The following is a 21,075-nucleotide window of genomic DNA, read 5'->3' on the forward strand; positions in this document are numbered from 1 at the left end:
CAAAATTGATTTTGCAGAATATTTTTATAAACTAATTGACTATTACCATGTTGTATAGTAAATTTAAAAAAATAAAATAAATAATTTCTTATCAAGAGAGGTTGAGGGTATGGCCCGATGACACCTCAGCAACCATCAATGTCTTTTTCATTGATAAGGTGCTAAGTCCTGCAAGTTTGTTAAACTTGAAAGATAAGAAGAATGGCTCATTGACCTTACTACATTAAGTCTTCTTCTTATAAGAAGGCTTTTTTATTTTTTCTAAACAAAGAGGAGTGACGGCATGTATAAAATCGACACCTTATTAGCACAAATCGGAAACCGCAGTGAACAAGTAACAGGTACCGTTAATCCCCCTGTATATTTTTCAACTGCTTATAGACATGAAGGAATTGGACAATCGACTGGATTTGATTACATCAGAACCGGAAATCCAACTAGAAAAATACTAGAACAAGCAATCGCTGATTTAGAACACGGCGATCAAGGCTTCGCCTGTAGCTCCGGAATGGCCGCCATCTTTACGATACTTTCAATCTTTGAATCAGGAGATGAGTGGATCGTCTCAAAGGACCTTTACGGTGGAACCTATCGCTTACTTGAACGTGGTTTTAAAAAATGGGGGTTAACAAGTCATTATGTAAATACAGCAGATCCTGAAGACCTAATTCCTTTCATCAATTCAAAAACAAAAGCCATTTTTATCGAAACTCCAACAAATCCATTAATGGAACAAACAGATATTAGTGCAGTTGCTCAGATTGCCAAAGAGCATAACATACTTTTAATAGTAGATAACACCTTTTACACACCAGTACTGCAAAAACCAATTCTACTTGGAGCAGATATCGTTATCCACAGTGGAACTAAATATTTGGGCGGTCATAACGATGTACTTGCCGGACTGATTGTTGGCAAGGGCAAAGAACTTTGCGAGAGCCTTGCATTATACCATAATGCTGCTGGTGCAGTATTAAGCCCGTTTGACTCGTGGTTGTTAATCCGCGGCATGAAGACTTTGTCCTTAAGAATGGAACGTCATGAAAAAAATGCCAAAGCTGTTGTGAACTATCTAAGTTCTCACGATGACGTGATTGATGTTCTATATCCAGGACAGGGTGGAATGATTTCCTTCAGAATTAAAGATGAGAAATGGGTAAATCCATTTTTACAAAATATGAAGCTTATTTCTTTTGCTGAGAGCTTAGGTGGAGTAGAGAGTTTCATTACTTATCCTTGGACACAAACGCATGCAGATATCCCTGAAGAGATTCGTTTAGAAACTGGCGTATGCAACAGATTGCTACGTTTCTCAGTTGGGTTAGAGGATGCCGAGGATATTATCAATGATTTGCAACATGCATTAACAAATGCTAAAAAGGAGATAGAACGATAATGAGCCAAAATTATACTTTCGAAACGAAACTACTTCATAATAGCCATAAAATTGATCCTACTACAGGTGCGGTAAGTGTACCTATACAACATGCATCTACCTTCCATCAATTTGATGTCGATCAATTTGGGAAATATGATTACGCTCGAAGTCTTAATCCAACACGCGAAGCTCTTGAAGACGTTATTGCAGAATTAGAAGGTGGAGTTAAAGGTTTTGCTTTTTCTTCAGGAATGGCAGCTATTTCTACCGCATTCTTGCTTCTTTCACAAAATGATCATGTCGTTATTACTGAAGATGTATACGGTGGTACGTTCCGAATGGTCACTGAAGTACTAACAAGGCTTGGCATAAAACATACCTTTGTTGATATGACTGATTTAAAAAAGGTTGAGGCTGCTATTCAACCGAATACGAAATTATTTTATGTTGAAACCCCTTCAAATCCTTTATTGAAGGTAACAGACATACGAGCAATTAGCGATTTAGCAAAAAAATCTGGAGCTCTCACCTTTGTTGACAACACCTTCCTTACCCCTGCTTATCAAAGACCGCTTGAATTGGGTGCCGACGTTGTATTACATAGCGCTACAAAATTCTTATCTGGACATAGCGATGTTATAGCTGGACTAGCAGTTGTTAAAGATGAAGAATTAGCTAAACGCTTGGGCTTCTTGCAAAATTCATTTGGCGCCGTCTTAGGGGTTCAGGATGCCTGGTTGGTTCTACGAGGACTAAAAACTCTCCATGTTCGCCTACAACACTCGGCATTAGCAGCACAAAAAATTGCAGAATTTTTAGCCAATCAGGACTGGATTGAAAAAGTGTATTATCCAGGTTTAGAAGATCATCCACAATACGAATTGCAAACAAAACAGGCATCAAGTCCAGGAGCAGTTTTATCATTTGAAATTAAAAATGAAGCATTATTCCGTAAATTTATTGAGAATGTTAAAATACCAGTTTTTGCAGTAAGTCTTGGTGCAGTAGAATCCATTCTCTCTTACCCGGCAAAAATGTCACATGCAGCAATGCCTGAGTCAGAACGCCTACAAAGAGGAATTAGTAATCAATTATTGCGCCTTTCTGTTGGACTAGAAAATCCTGATGATCTTATTGCTGATTTTACCCAAGCAATAAATAATCGTTCAAACAAACCTTTAGAGGTGTAAACCATGAGTTTTTTATCAAAGTTAGAAAATCAAATCCTAATCGGTGATGGTGCAATGGGGACGCTTCTGTTTTCATATGGAAAAGACAGCTGTCTCGAGGAATTAAATCTATCTAATCCTGAGCAAATTCATTCGATTCATCGTGCTTATCTCAATGCCGGTGCCGATATCATTCAAACCAATACATATGCAGCTAATCATTTAAAATTAGCACGATATGGACTTGAAGATTCCGTTAAAGAAATCAACAGTGCCGCTGTTCAAATCGCTAAAAAAGCGGCTCAGGGTAATTCCTATGTTATTGGAACAATCGGTGGTAATCGCGGGATTAAACCGAAGAGCATCAATTTGGAGGAAATTACAGCTAGCTTTCGTGAACAGTTATTTGCCTTACTCGTTGAGGGTGTGGACGGAATCATTTTGGAAACCTACTACGACCTAGAAGAGATGGAGGCTGTCTTAGCGATTGCCAGACGCGATACAGAACTTCCAATTATCGCCCAGCTATCAATGCAGGAAGTTGGGTTCATGCAAGACCATACGCCAATTGCCGAGGCACTGTTACGTCTTGAAAATTTAGGTGCTGACATTGTCGGTCTTAATTGTCGGCTTGGCCCACATCATATGTTAAAAGCATTGGAGCAAGTACCGCTTCCAAAGCATTCTTTTTTATCTGCTTACCCTAATGCAAGCTTACCTACCTTCACCGATGGTGAGTTCCATTATGAAGGAAATGCTGATTATTTTCGAAATTCAGCAATGGCTTTTCGTGATCAAGGTGTACGTCTCCTTGGTGGCTGTTGTGGTACGACACCGGATCATATTCGGGCATTTGCAGAAGAACTGCGCAATGTTCAACCAATTACCGAAAAGGTTTTAAAGGAAGATCCTGCGAAAATCGTTGTAAAAGTAGTTGAGACTAAACGTGATATTCCTCCATTACATGAAATCGTTAAAGAGAGGCCTTCAATATTAGTCGAATTAGATCCACCACGTAAATTGGATACGACTAAGTTTTTCGAAGGAGCAAAAGCGTTAAAAGAAATTGGTATTGATGCAGTCACCCTTGCGGACAATTCGCTAGCATCTCCACGAATTTCAAATTCAGCAATTGGTCATCTCGTGAAAACACAATTAGGTCTTAGGCCTCTAATCCACATCACTTGCCGAGACCGTAATATAATTGGTCTACAATCACATTTAATGGGACTGGCTACACTTGGTTTAAACGATGTTTTGGCGATTACAGGTGACCCTGCCAGAGTAGGTGATTTCCCTGGTGCATCATCAGTATATGATGTGTCTTCATTTGAATTGATATCAATGATTAAACAGCTTAATGAAGGATTATCTGTTTCCGGAAAAGATCTCGGTCAAAAAACATCTTTTTCTGTCGCCTCTGCCTTTAACCCAAATGTGCGCTCCTTAGAAAAAGCTGTTGTTCGAATGGAGAAGAAAATTGCCCATGGTGCAGATTATTTTATAACCCAACCTGTATTTTCTGAGGAGAAACTTATCGAGGTATATGAAGCTACTCGTCATATAGAGGCTCCGATTTATATTGGATTAATGCCGTTGACGAGCTATAAAAATATGGAATTTTTACATCATGAAGTTCCAGGTATTAAAATCTCTGATACAATTCGGGAATCAATAGCAAGATATAAAGATAACCCAGTTCTAGCAGCTCAAGAAGGTCTAGTCATTACAAAATCATTAATCGATACAGCCTTAGAGCTTTTCAACGGCATCTATCTCATTACGCCATTTCTTCGCTATGAATTAACCGTCGAACTAGCCGACTATACTAACAAGCGAATTGCAAACTTAGCAAGGGGGAAAGAAAATGTCCAGAGCATCATTCAATGAACAGTTACAAAATCGAATCCTAATTATGGACGGCGCGATGGGAACAATGCTCCAACAGGAAAATTTAACAGCTAACGATTTTGGTGGAGAACAGTTTGAAGGCTGCAACGAAAACTTGAATCTTACTCGTCCGGATGTAATCGAAAAGATTCACCTTGATTACCTACGAGCTGGTGCTGACATCATCGAAACGAACACTTTTGGTGCAACCAGTATTGTTCTTGATGAATATCAACTTGGATCAAAAGCATACGAAATTAACAAAATAGCCGCACAAATTGCCCGACGTGCAGTTGATTCCATTACGAACACAGAAAAGCCGAGGTTCGTTGCCGGTTCAATGGGACCAACAACTAAAACTTTAAGCGTTACAGGTGGAACAACGTTTGATACCCTTGCTGATTCATACGAGGAACAAGCTATCGGTTTAATTGACGGCGATGTAGACGTTCTTTTACTTGAAACAAGCCAAGATTTACTAAATGTAAAAGCAGGATTTGTTGGAATTGAACGTGCTTTTGCCAAAACAGGCAAGAAATTACCACTTATCATTTCCGGTACCATCGAGCCAATGGGTACCACTTTAGCTGGCCAATCGATTGATGCCTTTTATATTTCAGTCCAACATATGAATCCTGTTGCTGTCGGACTTAACTGTGCGACTGGACCTGAATTTATGCAAGACCATATTCGTTCATTATCAGGCCTTGCTTCAACTTCTGTCATCTGTTATCCAAATGCTGGATTGCCAGATGAAGAGGGTCATTATCATGAAACACCTGAAATTTTGGCGAAAAAACTTGCAGGTTTTGCTCAGGAAGGTTGGTTGAACATCGTTGGCGGCTGTTGCGGAACAACTCCGGCTCATATCAAGGCGATAGCTGAAACAATGAAAGATTATCAACCGCGTCACCCTGAAGAAAATTCAACCCACATGGTCTCCGGTATTGAACCATTTGTTTATGATGATCCAACCCTTCGACCAATCATGGTCGGTGAGCGAACGAATGTTATCGGCTCTCGTAAATTCAAACGGTTAATCAGTGAAGGCAAATTTGAAGAGGCTTCCGAGATAGCCCGTGCTCAAGTAAAAGGTGGCGCCCATGTTATTGACCTATGTCTAGCTGACCCGGACCGTGATGAACTACAGGATATGGAAAATTTCATTAAAGAGGTAGTTAAAAAAGTAAAAGTACCTCTCGTCATTGATTCTACTGACGAAAAAGTCATTGAAAAGGCGCTAACCTATTCACAAGGAAAAACAATCATTAACTCCATCAATCTTGAAGATGGCGAAGAGCGTTTTGCTGCGATCACACCCTTAGTTCATCGATTTGGCGCAGCTCTAGTTGTCGGTACAATTGATGAAATAGGTATGGGTGTAACAGCAGAACGAAAGCTTGAAATTGCAAAGAGATCATATGATTTACTTGTTAATAAATATCATATTCAACCACAGGATATCATTTTTGATCCGCTAGTGTTTCCAGTTGGAACTGGAGATGAGCAATACATTGGTTCTGCCTTGGCGACCGTTAATGGAATAAGAATGATTAAAGAAGCATTTCCAAAAAGCCAAACCATTCTTGGAATAAGTAATATTTCTTTCGGTCTCCCGGCAGTCGGCAGAGAAATATTAAATTCTGTTTTCCTTTACCACTGTACCCAAGCCGGGTTGGATTATGCGATTGTTAACACTGAAAAATTAGAGCGATTTGCTTCAATATCTAAAGATGAAGTCACTCTTGCGGAAAAGCTATTATTTGAAACAACCGAAGAAACTCTCGCTAAATTCACAGATTTTTATCGAGATAAAAAGAAAGAAGCAAAACAAACTGTACCAAACATGTCCCTAGCAGAAAGATTAGCCTACTATATCGTCGAAGGAACTAAAGAAGGCTTAATCCCGGATTTGGAACAAGCCTTAACGAAATACCCTGCCCCACTTGATATCATTAACGGACCACTAATGAATGGGATGAAGGAAGTTGGTCGTCTCTTTAATGATAATCAGTTGATTGTTGCCGAAGTGTTGCAAAGTGCGGAAGTTATGAAAACAGCCGTTGCCTATTTAGAACCATTTATGGAAACGAGTGATTCAAGTGCAACAAAAGGTAAGATTATCTTAGCGACGGTAAAAGGTGACGTTCATGATATCGGAAAGAACCTTGTTGACATCATCTTAAGCAATAATGGCTTTAAAGTAATTGATTTAGGAATTAAGGTAGCTCCAGCTGATCTCGTGGCAGCGATTAAAAAGGAACAACCAGACATTGTTGGATTATCTGGACTATTGGTAAAATCCGCTCAACAAATGGTACTGACTGCACATGATATGAAACAAGCTGGCATCGATATTCCGATCTTAGTAGGTGGTGCAGCTTTATCACGGAAATTTACTGATACAAAGATTTCCAACGAATACGATGGAATTGTCTTATATGCAAAAGATGCCATGAATGGATTAGACCTTGCTAATCAATTACAAAACCCTGAAGATCATGAAAAGCTAATCCAAGAACGTGAAACGAAGCGTCAAATGGCTGCGCAACTTGCAAGTAATAGCGTTGTTGCTACAAGCAGTGTGGCAACTGCTGTGAAAGTTGCCCCTACAGTTCGTACAGACGTACCTGTATTTGTTCCGATGGATACAGAGCGTCACATTGTCAAAAGCTATACGTTGGCCCATGTTGAGCCATATATCAATAAACAAATGTTGATTGGCCATCATCTTGGAGTTAAAGGAAATGTTGAAAAGCTTCTTGCTAACGGTGATGAAAAAGCAATAAAAATTAATGATATGATTAACCAGTTGGTGCAAGATGCGAAAAACAACAATTGGATTCAGCCACAAGCTGTTTATCAATTCTTCCCTGCTCAAAGTGATGGTAATCAAGTTATTATTTATGACCCTAACAATCCAAAAACTGTAATACAAGTATTTGATTTTCCTCGTCAAAATGATGGGGCTCACCTATGTTTAAGTGATTACGTTAAATCTGTAGATAGTGGTTTAACTGATTATATTGGTTTCTTCACAGTAACAGCAGGTCCAGCGTATCGTGAAATTGCTGAACAGCTTAAAGAACAAGGTAGATTTTTAGAATCTCATGCCCTTATGGCTCTCGCCTTAGAAACCGCTGAAGGCCTGGCCGAGCTGATTCACCGTCAAATGCGTGATCGTTGGGGCTTCCCTGATCCTGTCGATTTTACGATGAAGGACCGCTTTAGTGCAAAATATCAAGGACAACGTTATTCGTTTGGATACCCAGCCTGTCCTGAGCTTGAAGATCAAACGAAGTTGTTTGGGTTAATTAAGCCTGAAGACATTGGAGTTCAGCTCACTGAGGGCTATATGATGGAACCAGAAGCCTCAGTCTCAGCCATGGTATTTGCGCATCCTGATGCCCGCTATTTTACCGTGTTAAGAAATGACTAATTTTTCTTTTGCAAAAACAATTTGCCTTTGCTAGCCGACTGAGTAAACTTGTGCATATTTGCAAACAATACACTTTGACTAACTAGCGACTTGCAAAGGAGTGTTAAATATGAACAAGAAGCAACCACAAGACTCTACCAAACTTGCCGGTAGACTATACGATGTCACCGATTATCAAAAACCAGATTCGCTATCACAAGGACTTGCAACTACACATGAGCAAGCTAGTGATGCCTACATGGAAGGTGAAATCAAACAAGAAAGCAATCATGATCATGATAAAAACACCGTTATTCCCTACAAAGGAAATTAACAATAAAAGACTCGCCTAGGCGAGTCTTTTATTGTTTCGCTTCGTCTTTTGTATATGGTTCCTTTTCATAACCCGGTAAATCACCGAATGCAGTCATAACCCCCTCGTCATCCAACTCTTGTTCATATTTGTTATGCTGTGCATTAGGGTAAACAGTTACATTATTTCCATACATATCATTGCCAATGAAATTTTCAAACTCCTCCACATATCCGTTAGGTTCTTCAGACTCATTATAAGTATCATTATAATGATCTGTAGGGTAAGCGAAGTCAGACGGTGTCTCCGAGGTACCCCATTGCGCAACCTCCTGCCATGAATCTTCCGCATCATAGGCCACTGACTCATCTCGCCCATCAAAATCGAATTTACCAAACGGAGGCATTAGCACTCCTTCTTCAATTGGACGATTATGAGACGTATAACTATCAGGGCTATGCTGTTTACAATAAGTAGTAGTTGGGAGAGCCTTAAGTCGTTCGATTGGAATTTCCACACCACAAACTTGGCAAATACCGTATGTTCCTTGATCAATTGCCTGTAGAGCATGGTCAATATCCTGTAAATGAAACTGCTCATGCTCTAAGAGTGCGATATCTTTTTCTCGTTCGTATAAATCAGTTCCTTCATCGGCTGGATGGTTATCAATGCTCGATAGTTCCCCCATTGATTCATGATAATGAGCACGTTCAAGTCCGAAATGATCATTTATCTCAAATTTTTCGATTAAGTCCTTTCTCTCCTCCGTTAATATCTTTTTAAATTTATTTAAATGTTCAGTTGTTAGCATGGTTGAACTCCTTTCAAAGCAGTTTTCTTGACAGAAAAAGCAGAAATTAGCGAATTTCATTCGAATCCTTTTGCTTAGTTTTCCAAAGACTTCTGCTTTCATTCTAAAGAAAGTAAACGTCTTGTACTTGTATAAATATTTAACAAATTCAGGATGATAATGATGAAGTTAAAAATTTTTCATAAGGAGTGAAGTGATGTGGTCAATGAGGAGTTTGAAAAATTTAATTCCGTTCAAAAAAAGCACCAATCAGCATATGTAAGCAATGAAACGCTAAAAAATAATGGAAGTTTGAATAAAGATGACTATAATACCCAATCAAATACGGACAAATCAATCGGTACAACTGGTAGACAATTGTAGCCTTCTAAATGGCAGGTTGATTTCCATTCCAGGTGCTACGCTTTCCGCGGGGTGGGCGGTGAGCCTCCTCGTCGCTAAAGCTCCTGCGGGGTCTCACCTGTCCCACTACTCCCTCAGGAGTCTTCGCACCTTCCACTCCAATCAACCTTGTACAAATAAAGATAAGGATATGCCACACACTTTTTTTATCTAGCTAGAGGACTTAAATTTTCCCCATTTTGGAAATTTATTTCTTAGCTCAGAAAATATTGTAAATTCAACTGATATGAGCTACTTTTAATTTGTTCACACGGAAAATGTAGTACCAATGTGCCCAATGATGCAATTTTTTTCGACAAGCAAAAAAACCAGGGAATCCCTGGTTTTATTTTTGTTGCTGTTGAAGTGTAAATACTTCATCAAGTTTCAATGCAATCTGCTTGACTGCTTCATCTTCGTCATCCGAATTTATATGGATGAACTCACCTTCATACTCCAACTGCTTATGCTCATAACGTGGATCGTAATAGTACAGGAGCAACAATCGAATAAATTCATGATAATCCTCTTGCTCAAGTGCATCATTCACAGCTGTTTTAATGCTAACATCTTTAATTCTTTTTTGAATTTTTTCAAATTTTTCTTTGACCATCGGATAGAACCATTCTTGGTCTATAAAAGGTTCAACATATTCATGATAAATTCTTTTCACCCGTGTTTCAACGGACGCTTCGACAATAAAATGGATACCACCTTTTTTGGTAATTAATAATTCTTCAGGCTGTGTCACTTTTCCGATTCGCTTACTTTCTGCCTCCACAATAATATACGGTGCACCCTCTAATTGTTTAAGCCTTGTAAAAAGCAAAGAATCAAATGTTTTTTGATTATTCCCATCAGTTTCGGATCCCATTGCCCCAAAAATTGAACCTTTATGGGCAGCTGCTCCCTCCAGGTCCAAAACAGGGTAACCCTTACCGGTTAATTTGGTTAAAATATCCGTTTTCCCTACACCGGTCATTCCATGAAGTACAACAGTTTGTGTTGGAATCAACTCTGGAATTTGTGCTAAAATATATTCCCGATATGCTCGATAGCCACCAATAATACGATGCACTGGGAAACCGGCAAAATCTAAAAAAGTAGCCAACGATTGACTGCGCATTCCACCGCGCCAGCAGAACAAAACAGGCTTACCACCAGTTTCAGCCAAATTCTTAACTCTTGTTAGTAATTCAGGTAACTTTGGTGATACGATTTCCATCGCCCGCCACTTTGCTTTTTCTGGCCCAGCATGTTTATAAATGGTCCCTACTTCTTTCCGCTCTTCATCGCTAAATAATGCGATATTAACGGCATTGGGAATCGTCGATTCATTAAATTCTTCTGGGGAACGCACGTCAATGGGGATAGCCTTTTCCATCGTTAAAAGTTGGTCAATACATATATCAATCAAGGTTAAAACCCCCATATAAAAAATCAATATACCCATTTTATCGCAAATAAAATGGTTTTTATACCAAAAAAAATTACAACTGCAAAAAAATAAATGACTTTTTTAAAGTATTTGTCCTGTTTTGCGAAAAATTTACAATGAACTATTCATAATTCACATAAATTCCACACAGCTTTTTGTGATAATAATTGATATGATAAATACAAGATTCTATTATTTGGGTGAGAAAATGATTATAGCGTTGTTCATTCACGGATGTATTGTCATCGCCCTGTTTTTTTTAATGGGCACTTTTTTCAGACATATTCATATAGAAAACAAAACTGGCCATAAATTGGTTCTAGGTTTTTTGTTAGGCATTATTGGTTCTCTACTAATTCGTTTCAACATTCCGATAGCCCAATATATTATCCTCGACCTCCGGCATGTCCCTATCATTATATCTGCTGTTTTTGGTGGTACTATTCCGACCTTTATTACAGCATTCATCATTGCTTTTTCACGAATTATTTTTTTCCCAATTAGTTACTCAACCTACGCTTCCGTTATAACTTTGATTATTATCACAATTTTTTCAGGTGTTGTAACAAAGAGGAGGTACACAGAGTTTCAGAAGGTTATAGTGATGATTGCTTTTAGTACGATTGCCAACGGGATTATGTTTTGGTTTGTTTTGCAGCACTTCGGCTATGGCCACCTTTACTTACAAAAAATCATATTTTTCTATATTCCAATGTCCTTATTAGGAGGCTTCTTAGCCTTTTACTTATTTAATTATATCACGATTACAAACCATTCCTATCAGATGCTAAAACAACAAGCAGAAATAGACTATTTAACCGGACTAAGAAACGTTCGGCAATTCCACCATTTGCTTGAACGACTTTTGGCAAAGGCAAGCGAAACGGAAGCAAAGCTAGGACTGTTGTTCATTGATATTGATCATTTTAAAAAAATCAATGATACATATGGGCACCCAGCTGGTGATGAGGTATTAAGAGGTTTTAGCCGGATTCTCATAAACTCAAATCCATTTAATCATACTGTATTTCGAAATGGTGGGGAGGAATTTTCCATCATCGTTCCTACTGCCAATGAAGCACAACTTATAAGCTTGGCTGAATCGATTCGGACCAAAATTGAATGCCATATTTTTCATTTACCAAGTGGAGAAAAAATCCATATTACAGCTTCAATCGGAATGGTCCTAAATTCGAACATCAATAATATCACTGACCTCATTTATTGCGCTGACCAAGCATTATATCATGCAAAAAATTCTGGGAGGAATCGAGTAGTCATATTTAAAGAGGAGTAGGAGGATTCTCCCCTACTCCTCTTTGGTTATTCTAAAAAGAAGCTAAAGCTGTTTTAGCTAACAAACTAATCGTTGCATCATCCATAGGAGGATTGTGCAGACCAGCTCTAACATCGCGATAATATCGCTGTAATGGACTTTTTGATGATAAACTCTTTGCTCCAACGACCCTCATCGCCAAATCAACTACTTTAATCGCATTGTTTGTAACTGAATACTTCACAGCACCTAATTCTGCCTGCATATTCATTCTAGCTTCGCTGCCGCTTTCATCCCATTTATTAGCCACACTATATAAGAAATGACGTGATTGAATGAGGAGTAGCTCTATTTCGCCAAGTTTTTGCTGTACATTAGGTAGCTCGCTTATGGTCCCTGAAATACTTGAAGGTGAATAATGCTTAGCAAAGGTTATCGCTTCATTACGGGCTGCTTGAGCAATACCTAAATAACATGCAGGAATATGAAGGAGCCATCCCGCAGCTTGTTTTTTTCCTGGAACAATTCGTTCTACGTAATTATCTTGCGAAAGTTGAACCTTATTTAATACCAAATCATGACTGGCAGTTCCTTTCATGGCAATACTATTCCAAGTTTCTTCGATTGAAACTCCTTTACTGGTTCTTGGAACTAAAAAGTTTCCCACCCCGCCATCTTCCATTGATGCGCTCACTAAAAAATAATCAAGTACAGGGGCCATCGTTGTATACGTTTTTCGTCCATTGATTTCCCATTTTCCATTTCTCTCAACAGCTGTTGTGGCGGGTTTTCCACCTCTTGTTGGGCTTCCTGTTTGCAGCTCTGTAGCAGCACTATTAATTAGTGCCCCTTTTTTAACTTCTTCACATAACTTTGCAAATGTTTGAGAAGGCCAATTGTTTTTTTCTGACAAATTTTTCATAATGCCAATATGCCAGCCAATTCCAAGTGCAGTTGCCCCATCACCTTCAGCAATTTTCGCTTGAAGCATTACCATTTCTAACAACGAAATCTCGTTTCCACCATAAGCTTTTGGAACAGTTAATGCAGAATATCCACTTTGTTTAAGTTCTTCAATATTTGAAAATGGAAAAAGTCCATCCTCATCTATTTTTGTAGCTCTTTCTTTAAATGAATCCTTTAAATGATTCATAAATTCAATGCGTTCATGATGTGTTTGTAACTGTTGAAACATCAAAGTTAACGTCTCCCCTCTTCTACCATCATTCGTTTATCACCATTATAACATTTGCCGTATTTAGACTTTTAAAAAAACAACCATCAATTAGATTGATGGCTGTTTAAAGTATCTTGAATCCGGTTAGTTTTGTTAAACTTTTACATAATTTTTTCCATTCCTCTGGGAAACATTGCAACCCTTCACTTTCATAAATCCTGCCTTGAGTCACCAATTTTACGGACCAATAAATTCCATCTAATACTAAACCTTCATCTTGATAATCTGCATCCCATTCCCATGGCTTTATACGATATAGCTCCTTTTTAAAAGTATCAACATCCCCAATCATCTGTGAATGGGATCTTCGTACACTCACATTGGGATTTTGATCCATGTGCCATTCAAAAAAGGCAAAACGATTTTTCAGGAAATCAACTTTTATCGTCAGAGCCGGCTCAGATGCACCTCCAATATGGACGTTTAAATACTGAATATCCTTATCTGGATCGATAAAGACTACATCATTTTGTACTTTAAATAATTCTTTTTTCCTATTGATAGCTGATTTCACTTGTGAAGGCTGAACGAATTTTTCCTCCAAATGGATTGTTTGCTGATTCATTTCCTGGCAGATGGAAGGAATCGACGTTGGACCATTTTTTTGTAAAATGTCCAGGATCATTTCATAAATATACATAATGACCATATCCCCCCACTTATTAATTTCACAACTTCTCTTCATTGTTGATAGTTTTTTTCGTAATTATTGATGTTCTTTATAGTCATTATAACGCTTTACTAGACATCCTTCTGTAACAAAATGCACGAGTTAACCGCTTATTTTTTCCATTTCGTCTCCTTTTGACGTTTTTCAAAAAAATTGTCGGTTCATGCGCTTTCCCAAGAAATATTTTTATTGATCTATACAAAAAAGGAACTCATTTGAGTCCCTTTTGTTTATTTCGTAGTGACCGTTTTTGACGATTGAATTAAGGTCTCGATGCCCTGATGATCATTTTTGGCAAACAAATCAACGATTTTACTACCGACGATAACTCCGTCGCAATATTGGCTTACTTCCTTTACGTGCTCCGGTGATGAAATTCCAAAGCCGGCCAATACTGGGATTGAACTGAGTTGTTTTACTTGTTGCAGGAAGTGTCCCAGTTTCTCATCAAAACCACTGCGTGCTCCAGTAATGCCTGTAACCGTAACAGCATATAAAAATCCTCTTCCTCTTTCAGAAATTGCTGTTAATCTTTCAAGTGAACTTGTTAGGGTAACTAATCTTATTAAATCAATGTCAACCCGTTCCAGTAATGGATCAATTATTTCCTCTTCTTCAATCGGTAAATCCGGGATAATACAACCATCAATACCAGCTTCATTCGCAAGATTTACAAATTCATCTACCCCGAGTGCAATAATTGGGTTCATGTAGGTCATAATTATTAATGGAATTTGAACTTTCGGTCTAATCTGACCAACAGCATTTAATATGTCCCTAAGAGATGTTCCACGCTCCAATGCGCGAATCCCTGCTTGTTGAATCGTTGGACCATCAGCAACTGGATCTGAAAATGGAATGCCAATTTCTATTGCAGTCGCACCACATTTCTCAAGAAATACAATCCGTTCTCCTAGCACTTCAAGTCCCCCGTCACCAGCCATAATATATGGTACGAAAGCTTTTTCTTTTTTTTCCTTTAAACTCATAAACGCTTGTCGAATTCGACTCATTGTCATTCTCCCCCTAATCTAGCCCTTACTGTATGAACGTCCTTATCTCCTCGACCAGATAAACAAATCACTAAAGTTTCTGTTTGTTCCATTTTTGGTGCAAGCTTTAAAGCATAAGCAACCGCATGTGAACTTTCAAGTGCCGGAATGATCCCTTCTAATTTTGATAATAACTGAAGTGCTTCCAAAGCTTCGTCATCGGTAATAGAATCATATTGAACCCTTCCAATATCCTTTAAATAGCTATGCTCAGGTCCAACACCTGGGTAATCTAAACCAGCAGAAATTGAATGTGCTTCTTGAACTTGCCCATTTTGATCCTGAAGTAAATACATAAATGCGCCATGCAAAACACCTGGTGTTCCTTTAGTTAATGATGCAGCATGGCGGTCCGTATCTACGCCAAGACCAGCTGCTTCCACACCGTATAATTTCACGTCGAGGTCATTAATAAAAGGGTAAAACATGCCCATTGAATTACTACCTCCGCCTATACAGGCAACAACTGCATCTGGGAGCTTACCTTCCTTCGCAAGATGCTGTGTTTTTGTTTCCGAACCAATAACGCTTTGGAAATCACGAACAATCATTGGAAACGGATGAGGTCCCGTAACCGAGCCTAATATATAATGGGTGTCTTCAACATGAGAAACCCAATAGCGGAGTGCTTCATTTACAGCATCCTTTAATGTAGCACTTCCTGACTCAACACTTACAACTTTTGCCCCTAAAAGCTCCATCCGAAATACATTCAGTTGTTGGCGCTTTATATCTTCGCTACCCATAAAAATAACACAATCCAAATCTAGTAATGCACAAGCAGTTGCCGTTGCCACACCGTGCTGTCCCGCACCAGTCTCTGCAACAATTTTTCTCTTTCCCATTCTAACTGCAAGTAAAGCCTGACCAATCGCATTATTAATTTTGTGGGCGCCCGTATGATTTAAATCTTCTCGTTTTAAGTATATCTTTGCGCCATTACAGTACTTTGTGAGGTTTTTCGCAAAGTATAGGGGCGTTTCCCGCCCAACATAATCTGTTAATAAATATTGCAATTCTTCTGTGAAGGTTGGGTCACTAATTGCTTTTTGATATTCAACATCAAGTTCGTTAATTGCCTTCATGAGTGTTTCTGGAATATATTTTCCACCGTACTTGCCAAAATGTCCTTTTTCATCCGGTAGTGTGTAAGTAGTCATAACTGACTCTCCTTTTAATGATTATTTTTCTTGGCTTTTTCAATAAATGCTTTGATTTTTGCTACATCTTTTTTGCCATCCGTTTCGACACCGGAGCTAACATCGACCATGTCTGGACATGCAATGGCAATTGCCTGTTCCACATTGTCGATTGCTAAACCGCCGGCAAGAATAATTTTCTTATCTGTAAATTGACGCCCAGATAACAATTCCCAATTAAAGCTGGTGCCATTCCCACCGCGATATTTCCCTGATGGGCTATCTAGTAAAAACCATTGATTTGAATAGTCAGCTAGCTGTTCAAAATCCTCTCCGTCGTTAATACTTAATGCTTTAACCACTGGCACAGAAAATGACTCACAAAATTCAGGTGTTTCATCACCGTGGAACTGAATCATGGTCAAATTTGCCTCAGCAATGATTTCGTCAATCATTTCCTTTCTCTCATTGACAAATACACCGATTTTCTCAACATATTCAGGAAGTTGATCGATGATTTCTCTTGCAGCAGCAGGAGAAATTTTTCGTTTACTTTCAGCAAACACAAACCCAAGCGCATCAGCTCCGCATTCAACTGCCTGTAATGCTGTAAACACATCGGTAATCCCACAAATTTTCACCTTCATCATTAACGCACCGTCCGTACTGGTTGTTTCAGCTGTTTAAAAGTATCTTGTAAATTTGGTGCCATCATAAATGTTTCCCCAACTAAAATCCCACGTGCTCCAGCTGATTGGACACGAATAACGTCACTTACTGTTTTAATACCACTTTCACTTATCAATGAAGCACCAGTTTGGAGAACAAGTGGCGCTAACTGCTCTGTTGCTGCGAGATTTACTTCAAAGGTTTTTAAATTACGATTATTGATTCCCATTAACTGAGCATTTGCAGCATTTGCTTTTTCAAAATCTTCCTCGTCATGAATTTCAACCAATACCTCCAAATTCTTTTCATTGGCGTATTGGTATAGTTCAATCAGCTTTGATTTTTCCATCGCTGCAGCAATTAACAGCACAATATCCGCACCAGCCTTGTAGGCAGTGTCTATTTGAATTGGATCAATAACAAAGTCTTTGCATAAAATCGGAAGGTCCACAACGGAACGGACTGCTTGTAAGTCAGCAAAAGATCCCTTAAAAAAGCTGGAGTCAGTTAATACAGATATTGCATCAGCACCAAATTGCTCATAGCTTTGAGCTTGTTCTTGTGGATTCAAATTCGGATTGATATCTCCCTTTGACGGTGATGCCCGTTTAAATTCGGCAATGATTTTCATTTCATTCGCTTCACGGATTTTTTCTATAAAAGATCGTTTTTTTCGAGGGCTATGCTCCTCAAACTTTAAATTGGCTAAATCAGCAAGTTCTGTTCTTTTTACGTCTAATATTCGATTCAAAATTGTACTCATCTATATCACCTCTTGTTGATACCGCTGGCTGAACTCGATTAATTGTTCAAGCTTTGCTAATGCCGCTCCGGAATCAATACTTTCTTTTGCTAATGCAATACCTTGTTCAACTGATTCAGCTTTCTGGGCAGTGAAAATTCCAAGCCCTGCATTCAACAACACCGTATCACGTCTTGCCCCTTTTTCACCATTCAAAATACTTAAAAGAATATCAGCATTTTCTTTAGCATCGCCACCGACAATATCTTTGTTGGTATAGGTGCCTAATCCAACTTCTTCGGGATGAAGAATTCTCTTCGTTATCTCGCTATTATTTACAATGACTAAATGATTCTCACCTTGTAAGGAGGCTTCATCCATATGACCGGCTCCGTTTAAAACTACGGCCCGTTTCCGGCCAAGTCTTAATAATACCTCCCCAAACATTTCTAACAAATCGCGACGGTATATACCTAAGAGTTGATAATCGAGATTTACTGGATTAGTCAACGGACCAATTAAATTAAATATCGTTGGAATACGTAAATCCCTACGGACCTTCATGATTCTTTTTACTTTTGGATGAACAAATGGCGCAAATAGGAAGGTAATCCCTACAGTCTGAAGTATTTCTTGTGCTGCTTCAGTCGGAAGATTAAAGTTGACGCCTAAATGCTCCAGTACATCTGCACTACCAGTTTTACTGGAAATGCTTCGATTACCATGCTTTGCAACGGTCAATCCTGCACCGGCCATAACAAAAGCAGAAGTTGTACTGATGTTGAAACTTTTCGATCCGTCTCCACCTGTACCACAGTTATCAATTACTTTTGAAATTTCTTCCGTAAATGGCATCGCAAAGCGGCGCATGACTTTAACAAGTCCTAAAATTTCATCTACCGTCTCTCCTTTAATTTTTAGGCCAATTAAAAAGGCTGCCATTTCACTATCAGATATCTCTTCAGAAAATAATTGTGTTACCGCACTTTCCATTTCATTTTCTGTTAATGAGCGTTGTTCAGCTAATTGTTCAAGATAAATTTTCATATGTTTTGTTCCCCTCTCTTATTTTTTCAAGAAAGTTTTTCAGCATTTGTTTTCCATCAATTGTTCCAACCGACTCAGGATGAAATTGCAATCCGAACGTCGGATATTGCCTATGTTTAATAGCCATAATTTCTTGATCGCTTGTTGCTTTACCAACAATTGTTAACTCTTCAGGTAAAGTCTTTGGATTGATCACCAAGGAGTGATATCGCATCACTTCTAGATGCTGTGGTAAATTTTCAAATAAATCTGAACCAGAATGTTCAACTTGTGAAGTTTTTCCATGCATAATGTTTTGAGCACGTTCTATTTTAGCTCCGAAGGCATAGCCGATAGCCTGATGACCAAGACAAATCCCTAAAATTGGGATTGATTGATGGAACGTTTTAATGACATCGACACATATTCCGGCATTTTCCGGGCGTCCTGGTCCTGGTGACAAAATGATGGCCTCTGGCTGAAGCGTTTCAATCTCTTTAATCGTCATTTTGTCATTTCTAATAACGGTAATCTCTTCACCTAATTCGCCAAAATATTGAAACAGGTTATAAGTAAAGGAATCATAATTATCAATTAATAAAATCATCTGGATCCTCCAAAAATGTTTTTAGTTTATGGATGGTTTCTTCGTATTCTTTTTCAGGGACTGAATCATAGACAATTCCTGCCCCCGCTTGAATATATGCCCTGTTTTCTTTAATCACCATCGTCCGAATCGCTAAAGCAAAATCCATATTTCCATTTACTGAAAAATATCCAATTGCCCCTGAGTATACACCGCGCTTTTCTGATTCAAGCTCATTAATGATTTCCATTGCTCTGATTTTTGGAGCGCCGGAAACGGTCCCTGCCGGTAAACAAGAAATTAATGCATCTTGAGGTTTGTGCTTCTCTGCTAAGTCGCCACTCACCTCTGACACGAGATGCATGACATGTTTGAATTTTTCTATTTCCATATACTTATGGATGTTTACAGTACCGAACGTGCAAATTTTCCCAAGATCATTCCGGCCAAGGTCAACAAGCATGCGATGCTCTGCCAATTCTTTTTCATCAGCAATTAGTCCTTGAGCGAGCACTTGATCCTCAGCTTCAGTTTTTCCGCGAGGTCGAGTTCCAGCAATTGGATTGGTTGTAATGACTGATTGCTTCGCTTTTACTAGGCTTTCGGGTGATGACCCGGCAACTACATAGTCTTCAAAATCTAAATAATACATATATGGAGTTGGATTACTGATTCTTAATTTCCGATAAAAGGAAAACGGATCTCCCTCGAAACTTGCTTCCATTCGTTGTGATAATACGACCTGAAATATATCACCTTTTGAAATATATTCTTTTGCCTTCTTTACATTCTCGATAAATTTTTGCTTTGAAGTTGAAGCCTTGAAACTTGATAGAACTACACCCTTCCGTTCTTCACTGTGAAATTCAGCCATCAGTTCTTTACGGCGTTTTTCATTTTGTTTTTTGAGTGTATGCTGAGTTGTCTCAGGTAAAATAGGAGTAGCGGCTAAATACACTTTTTGCTCTAAATGGTCATAAATGATAACTTGCTCATAAAACATTAAGTGAACATCAGGCATTTCCAAATCTTTACCTGGGATTGCACCAATATTTTCATATTGGCGAATCGTATCGTAGCCAACATACCCGACAGCCCCCCCGACAAAGGGAAACACACCATCCTCTTCGCCATATTGAGGAAGTAGTTCTTTAACAATATCGAGCGTTTTACCCGTTACAAGTTCTTCTCCTTTTTCAGTGATGATCTTGTTCTTTTGTTGGCCAAAGCCTTTTATTTCTAGAACAGGGTCAGCTCCGATGATGGAATATCTACCAGTGTTTTCATATTTTAATGAGCTTTCAAGAAGAAACTTTTTTCGGCCACTGATTTTTTGAAATATCGAAATCGGCGTCAGCATATCGCCTTCCATTTGCTCTATAGTACAGTTGGTTGGATTTATTAATTTTTTCATTGTGATTACCTCCATTTAAAACAAAGTCCACTTCCAAAGCATAAAAAAAATCCCCTATATACACGTAAAATAGTGTATATAGAGGACGATTGTTGACCGCGGTACCACCTCAATTGGTTAATGGAATAATCCTTTAACCCACTTTCAGCAAACAGCATAACCTGTTTGCTTTATCATGTAACGGTGATAACCGGAAACCCCTACTGTTATTTCAAGATTTCACTCGTAAGTCCATTCCACAAGCCCTTAGTACCGGTTCTCAGCAGCCCGGCTCTCTGTCACTAAGCAGTATTGTGTACTACTCTCACTCATCGATTTAATGATGTAAAAATTCCGCCTTTTCAATAAAAAAAGGGTCTCTCTCCTATAAAAAGGACGAGAAACCCGTGGTGCCACCTTCATTAGCTAAACAATTAGCTCACTTAAAAGTATCAAAGCGTCTGCTTGAATACCCGTCTCTTGTAAC

General features: G+C 38.7%; 18 protein-coding genes, 1 riboswitch and 2 other annotated features (1 of these 21 running past the window's edge). Of the genes, 7 read left to right on the top strand and 11 right to left on the bottom strand.

The features are described from left to right. The first annotated feature begins 85 nt into the window (after nt 1–85). Nucleotides 86–199: riboswitch (SAM riboswitch) on the top strand. 84 nt (nt 200–283) lie between these two features. From HHO41_RS06595 to HHO41_RS06615, 5 genes are all read left to right on the top strand, one after another. Continuing rightward, nucleotides 284–1,396, top strand: coding sequence for a methionine biosynthesis PLP-dependent protein (locus HHO41_RS06595; RefSeq protein ID WP_169096709.1), 1,113 nt, complete (start codon nt 284–286; stop codon nt 1,394–1,396). Further along, complete coding sequence (gene metC / locus HHO41_RS06600; protein ID WP_169096711.1) at nt 1,396–2,568, top strand: cystathionine beta-lyase; 1,173 nt, start codon at nt 1,396–1,398, stop codon at nt 2,566–2,568. The genes HHO41_RS06595 and metC overlap by 1 nt, the downstream gene beginning before the upstream one ends. Nucleotides 2,569–2,571: 3 nt before the next feature. After that, on the top strand, nt 2,572–4,437 hold the full coding sequence (locus HHO41_RS06605; RefSeq protein WP_169096713.1) for a bifunctional homocysteine S-methyltransferase/methylenetetrahydrofolate reductase: 1,866 nt from the start codon (nt 2,572–2,574) through the stop codon (nt 4,435–4,437). After that, nucleotides 4,415–7,876 (top strand): methionine synthase, encoded by a 3,462-nt coding sequence (gene metH, locus HHO41_RS06610; RefSeq protein ID WP_169096715.1) that lies wholly within the window; start codon nt 4,415–4,417, stop codon nt 7,874–7,876. Before HHO41_RS06605 ends, metH begins: the two co-directional genes overlap by 23 nt. 109 nt (nt 7,877–7,985) lie before the next feature. Beyond that, a complete protein-coding gene (locus tag HHO41_RS06615) occupies nt 7,986–8,189 on the top strand; it encodes a YozQ family protein (RefSeq protein ID WP_169096717.1) in 204 nt (67 codons plus the stop codon). Nucleotides 8,190–8,217: 28 nt separating this feature from the next. Here the strand turns inward: HHO41_RS06615 and HHO41_RS06620 are convergent, their stop codons facing one another. Next, nucleotides 8,218–8,979, bottom strand: a complete 762-nt coding sequence (locus tag HHO41_RS06620; protein WP_169096719.1) for a TraR/DksA C4-type zinc finger protein — start codon at nt 8,977–8,979, stop codon at nt 8,218–8,220. Between the two features lie 198 nt (nt 8,980–9,177). Here HHO41_RS06620 and HHO41_RS06625 point away from each other — a divergent pair, with 198 nt between their 5' ends. Beyond that, nucleotides 9,178–9,342, top strand: a complete 165-nt coding sequence (locus HHO41_RS06625) for a hypothetical protein (RefSeq protein WP_169096721.1) — start codon at nt 9,178–9,180, stop codon at nt 9,340–9,342. 364 nt (nt 9,343–9,706) lie between these two features. On the opposite strand, the gene mnmH is transcribed toward HHO41_RS06625, so the two are convergent. After that, nucleotides 9,707–10,777: a tRNA 2-selenouridine(34) synthase MnmH gene (mnmH, locus tag HHO41_RS06630; protein WP_169096723.1), complete on the bottom strand. Its 1,071-nt coding sequence runs from the start codon at nt 10,775–10,777 to the stop codon at nt 9,707–9,709. 229 nt (nt 10,778–11,006) lie between these two features. Between mnmH and HHO41_RS06635 the strand changes: the two genes are divergently transcribed. Next, complete coding sequence (locus HHO41_RS06635) at nt 11,007–12,095, top strand: GGDEF domain-containing protein (RefSeq protein ID WP_169096725.1); 1,089 nt, start codon at nt 11,007–11,009, stop codon at nt 12,093–12,095. Between the two features lie 31 nt (nt 12,096–12,126). Here the strand turns inward: HHO41_RS06635 and HHO41_RS06640 are convergent, their stop codons facing one another. From HHO41_RS06640 to trpE, 9 genes are all read right to left on the bottom strand, one after another. Next, a complete protein-coding gene (locus HHO41_RS06640) occupies nt 12,127–13,272 on the bottom strand; it encodes an acyl-CoA dehydrogenase family protein (protein ID WP_481747087.1) in 1,146 nt (381 codons plus the stop codon). 103 nt (nt 13,273–13,375) lie between these two features. After that, nucleotides 13,376–13,951, bottom strand: coding sequence for a hypothetical protein (locus HHO41_RS06645; RefSeq protein ID WP_169096729.1), 576 nt, complete (start codon nt 13,949–13,951; stop codon nt 13,376–13,378). A 260-nt stretch (nt 13,952–14,211) separates the two neighbouring features. Next, nucleotides 14,212–14,994 (bottom strand): tryptophan synthase subunit alpha, encoded by a 783-nt coding sequence (trpA, locus tag HHO41_RS06650; RefSeq protein WP_169096731.1) that lies wholly within the window; start codon nt 14,992–14,994, stop codon nt 14,212–14,214. Nucleotides 14,995–14,996: 2 nt separating this feature from the next. Next, nucleotides 14,997–16,193, bottom strand: coding sequence for a tryptophan synthase subunit beta (gene trpB, locus HHO41_RS06655; protein ID WP_169096733.1), 1,197 nt, complete (start codon nt 16,191–16,193; stop codon nt 14,997–14,999). 14 nt (nt 16,194–16,207) lie between these two features. Further along, a complete protein-coding gene (locus tag HHO41_RS06660; protein ID WP_169096854.1) occupies nt 16,208–16,819 on the bottom strand; it encodes a phosphoribosylanthranilate isomerase in 612 nt (203 codons plus the stop codon). A gap of 2 nt (nt 16,820–16,821) precedes the next feature. Then, nucleotides 16,822–17,604 (bottom strand): indole-3-glycerol phosphate synthase TrpC, encoded by a 783-nt coding sequence (trpC, locus tag HHO41_RS06665; protein WP_169096735.1) that lies wholly within the window; start codon nt 17,602–17,604, stop codon nt 16,822–16,824. After that, nucleotides 17,605–18,630 (bottom strand): anthranilate phosphoribosyltransferase, encoded by a 1,026-nt coding sequence (gene trpD / locus HHO41_RS06670; RefSeq protein ID WP_169096737.1) that lies wholly within the window; start codon nt 18,628–18,630, stop codon nt 17,605–17,607. After that, nucleotides 18,614–19,216, bottom strand: a complete 603-nt coding sequence (locus HHO41_RS06675) for an anthranilate synthase component II (RefSeq protein ID WP_169096739.1) — start codon at nt 19,214–19,216, stop codon at nt 18,614–18,616. The genes trpD and HHO41_RS06675 overlap by 17 nt, the downstream gene beginning before the upstream one ends. Further along, nucleotides 19,200–20,609, bottom strand: coding sequence for an anthranilate synthase component I (gene trpE, locus HHO41_RS06680; protein WP_169096742.1), 1,410 nt, complete (start codon nt 20,607–20,609; stop codon nt 19,200–19,202). Before trpE ends, HHO41_RS06675 begins: the two co-directional genes overlap by 17 nt. 78 nt (nt 20,610–20,687) lie before the next feature. Beyond that, nucleotides 20,688–20,930: a binding site (T-box leader), on the bottom strand. Nucleotides 20,931–20,977: 47 nt separating this feature from the next. Further along, nucleotides 20,978–21,075 (bottom strand) — a binding site (T-box leader); it runs 149 nt beyond the window's last position.

It is taken from the genome of Bacillus sp. DNRA2 (genome assembly GCF_012843265.1).
Taxonomy (GTDB): domain Bacteria; phylum Bacillota; class Bacilli; order Bacillales; family Cytobacillaceae; genus Bacillus_BU.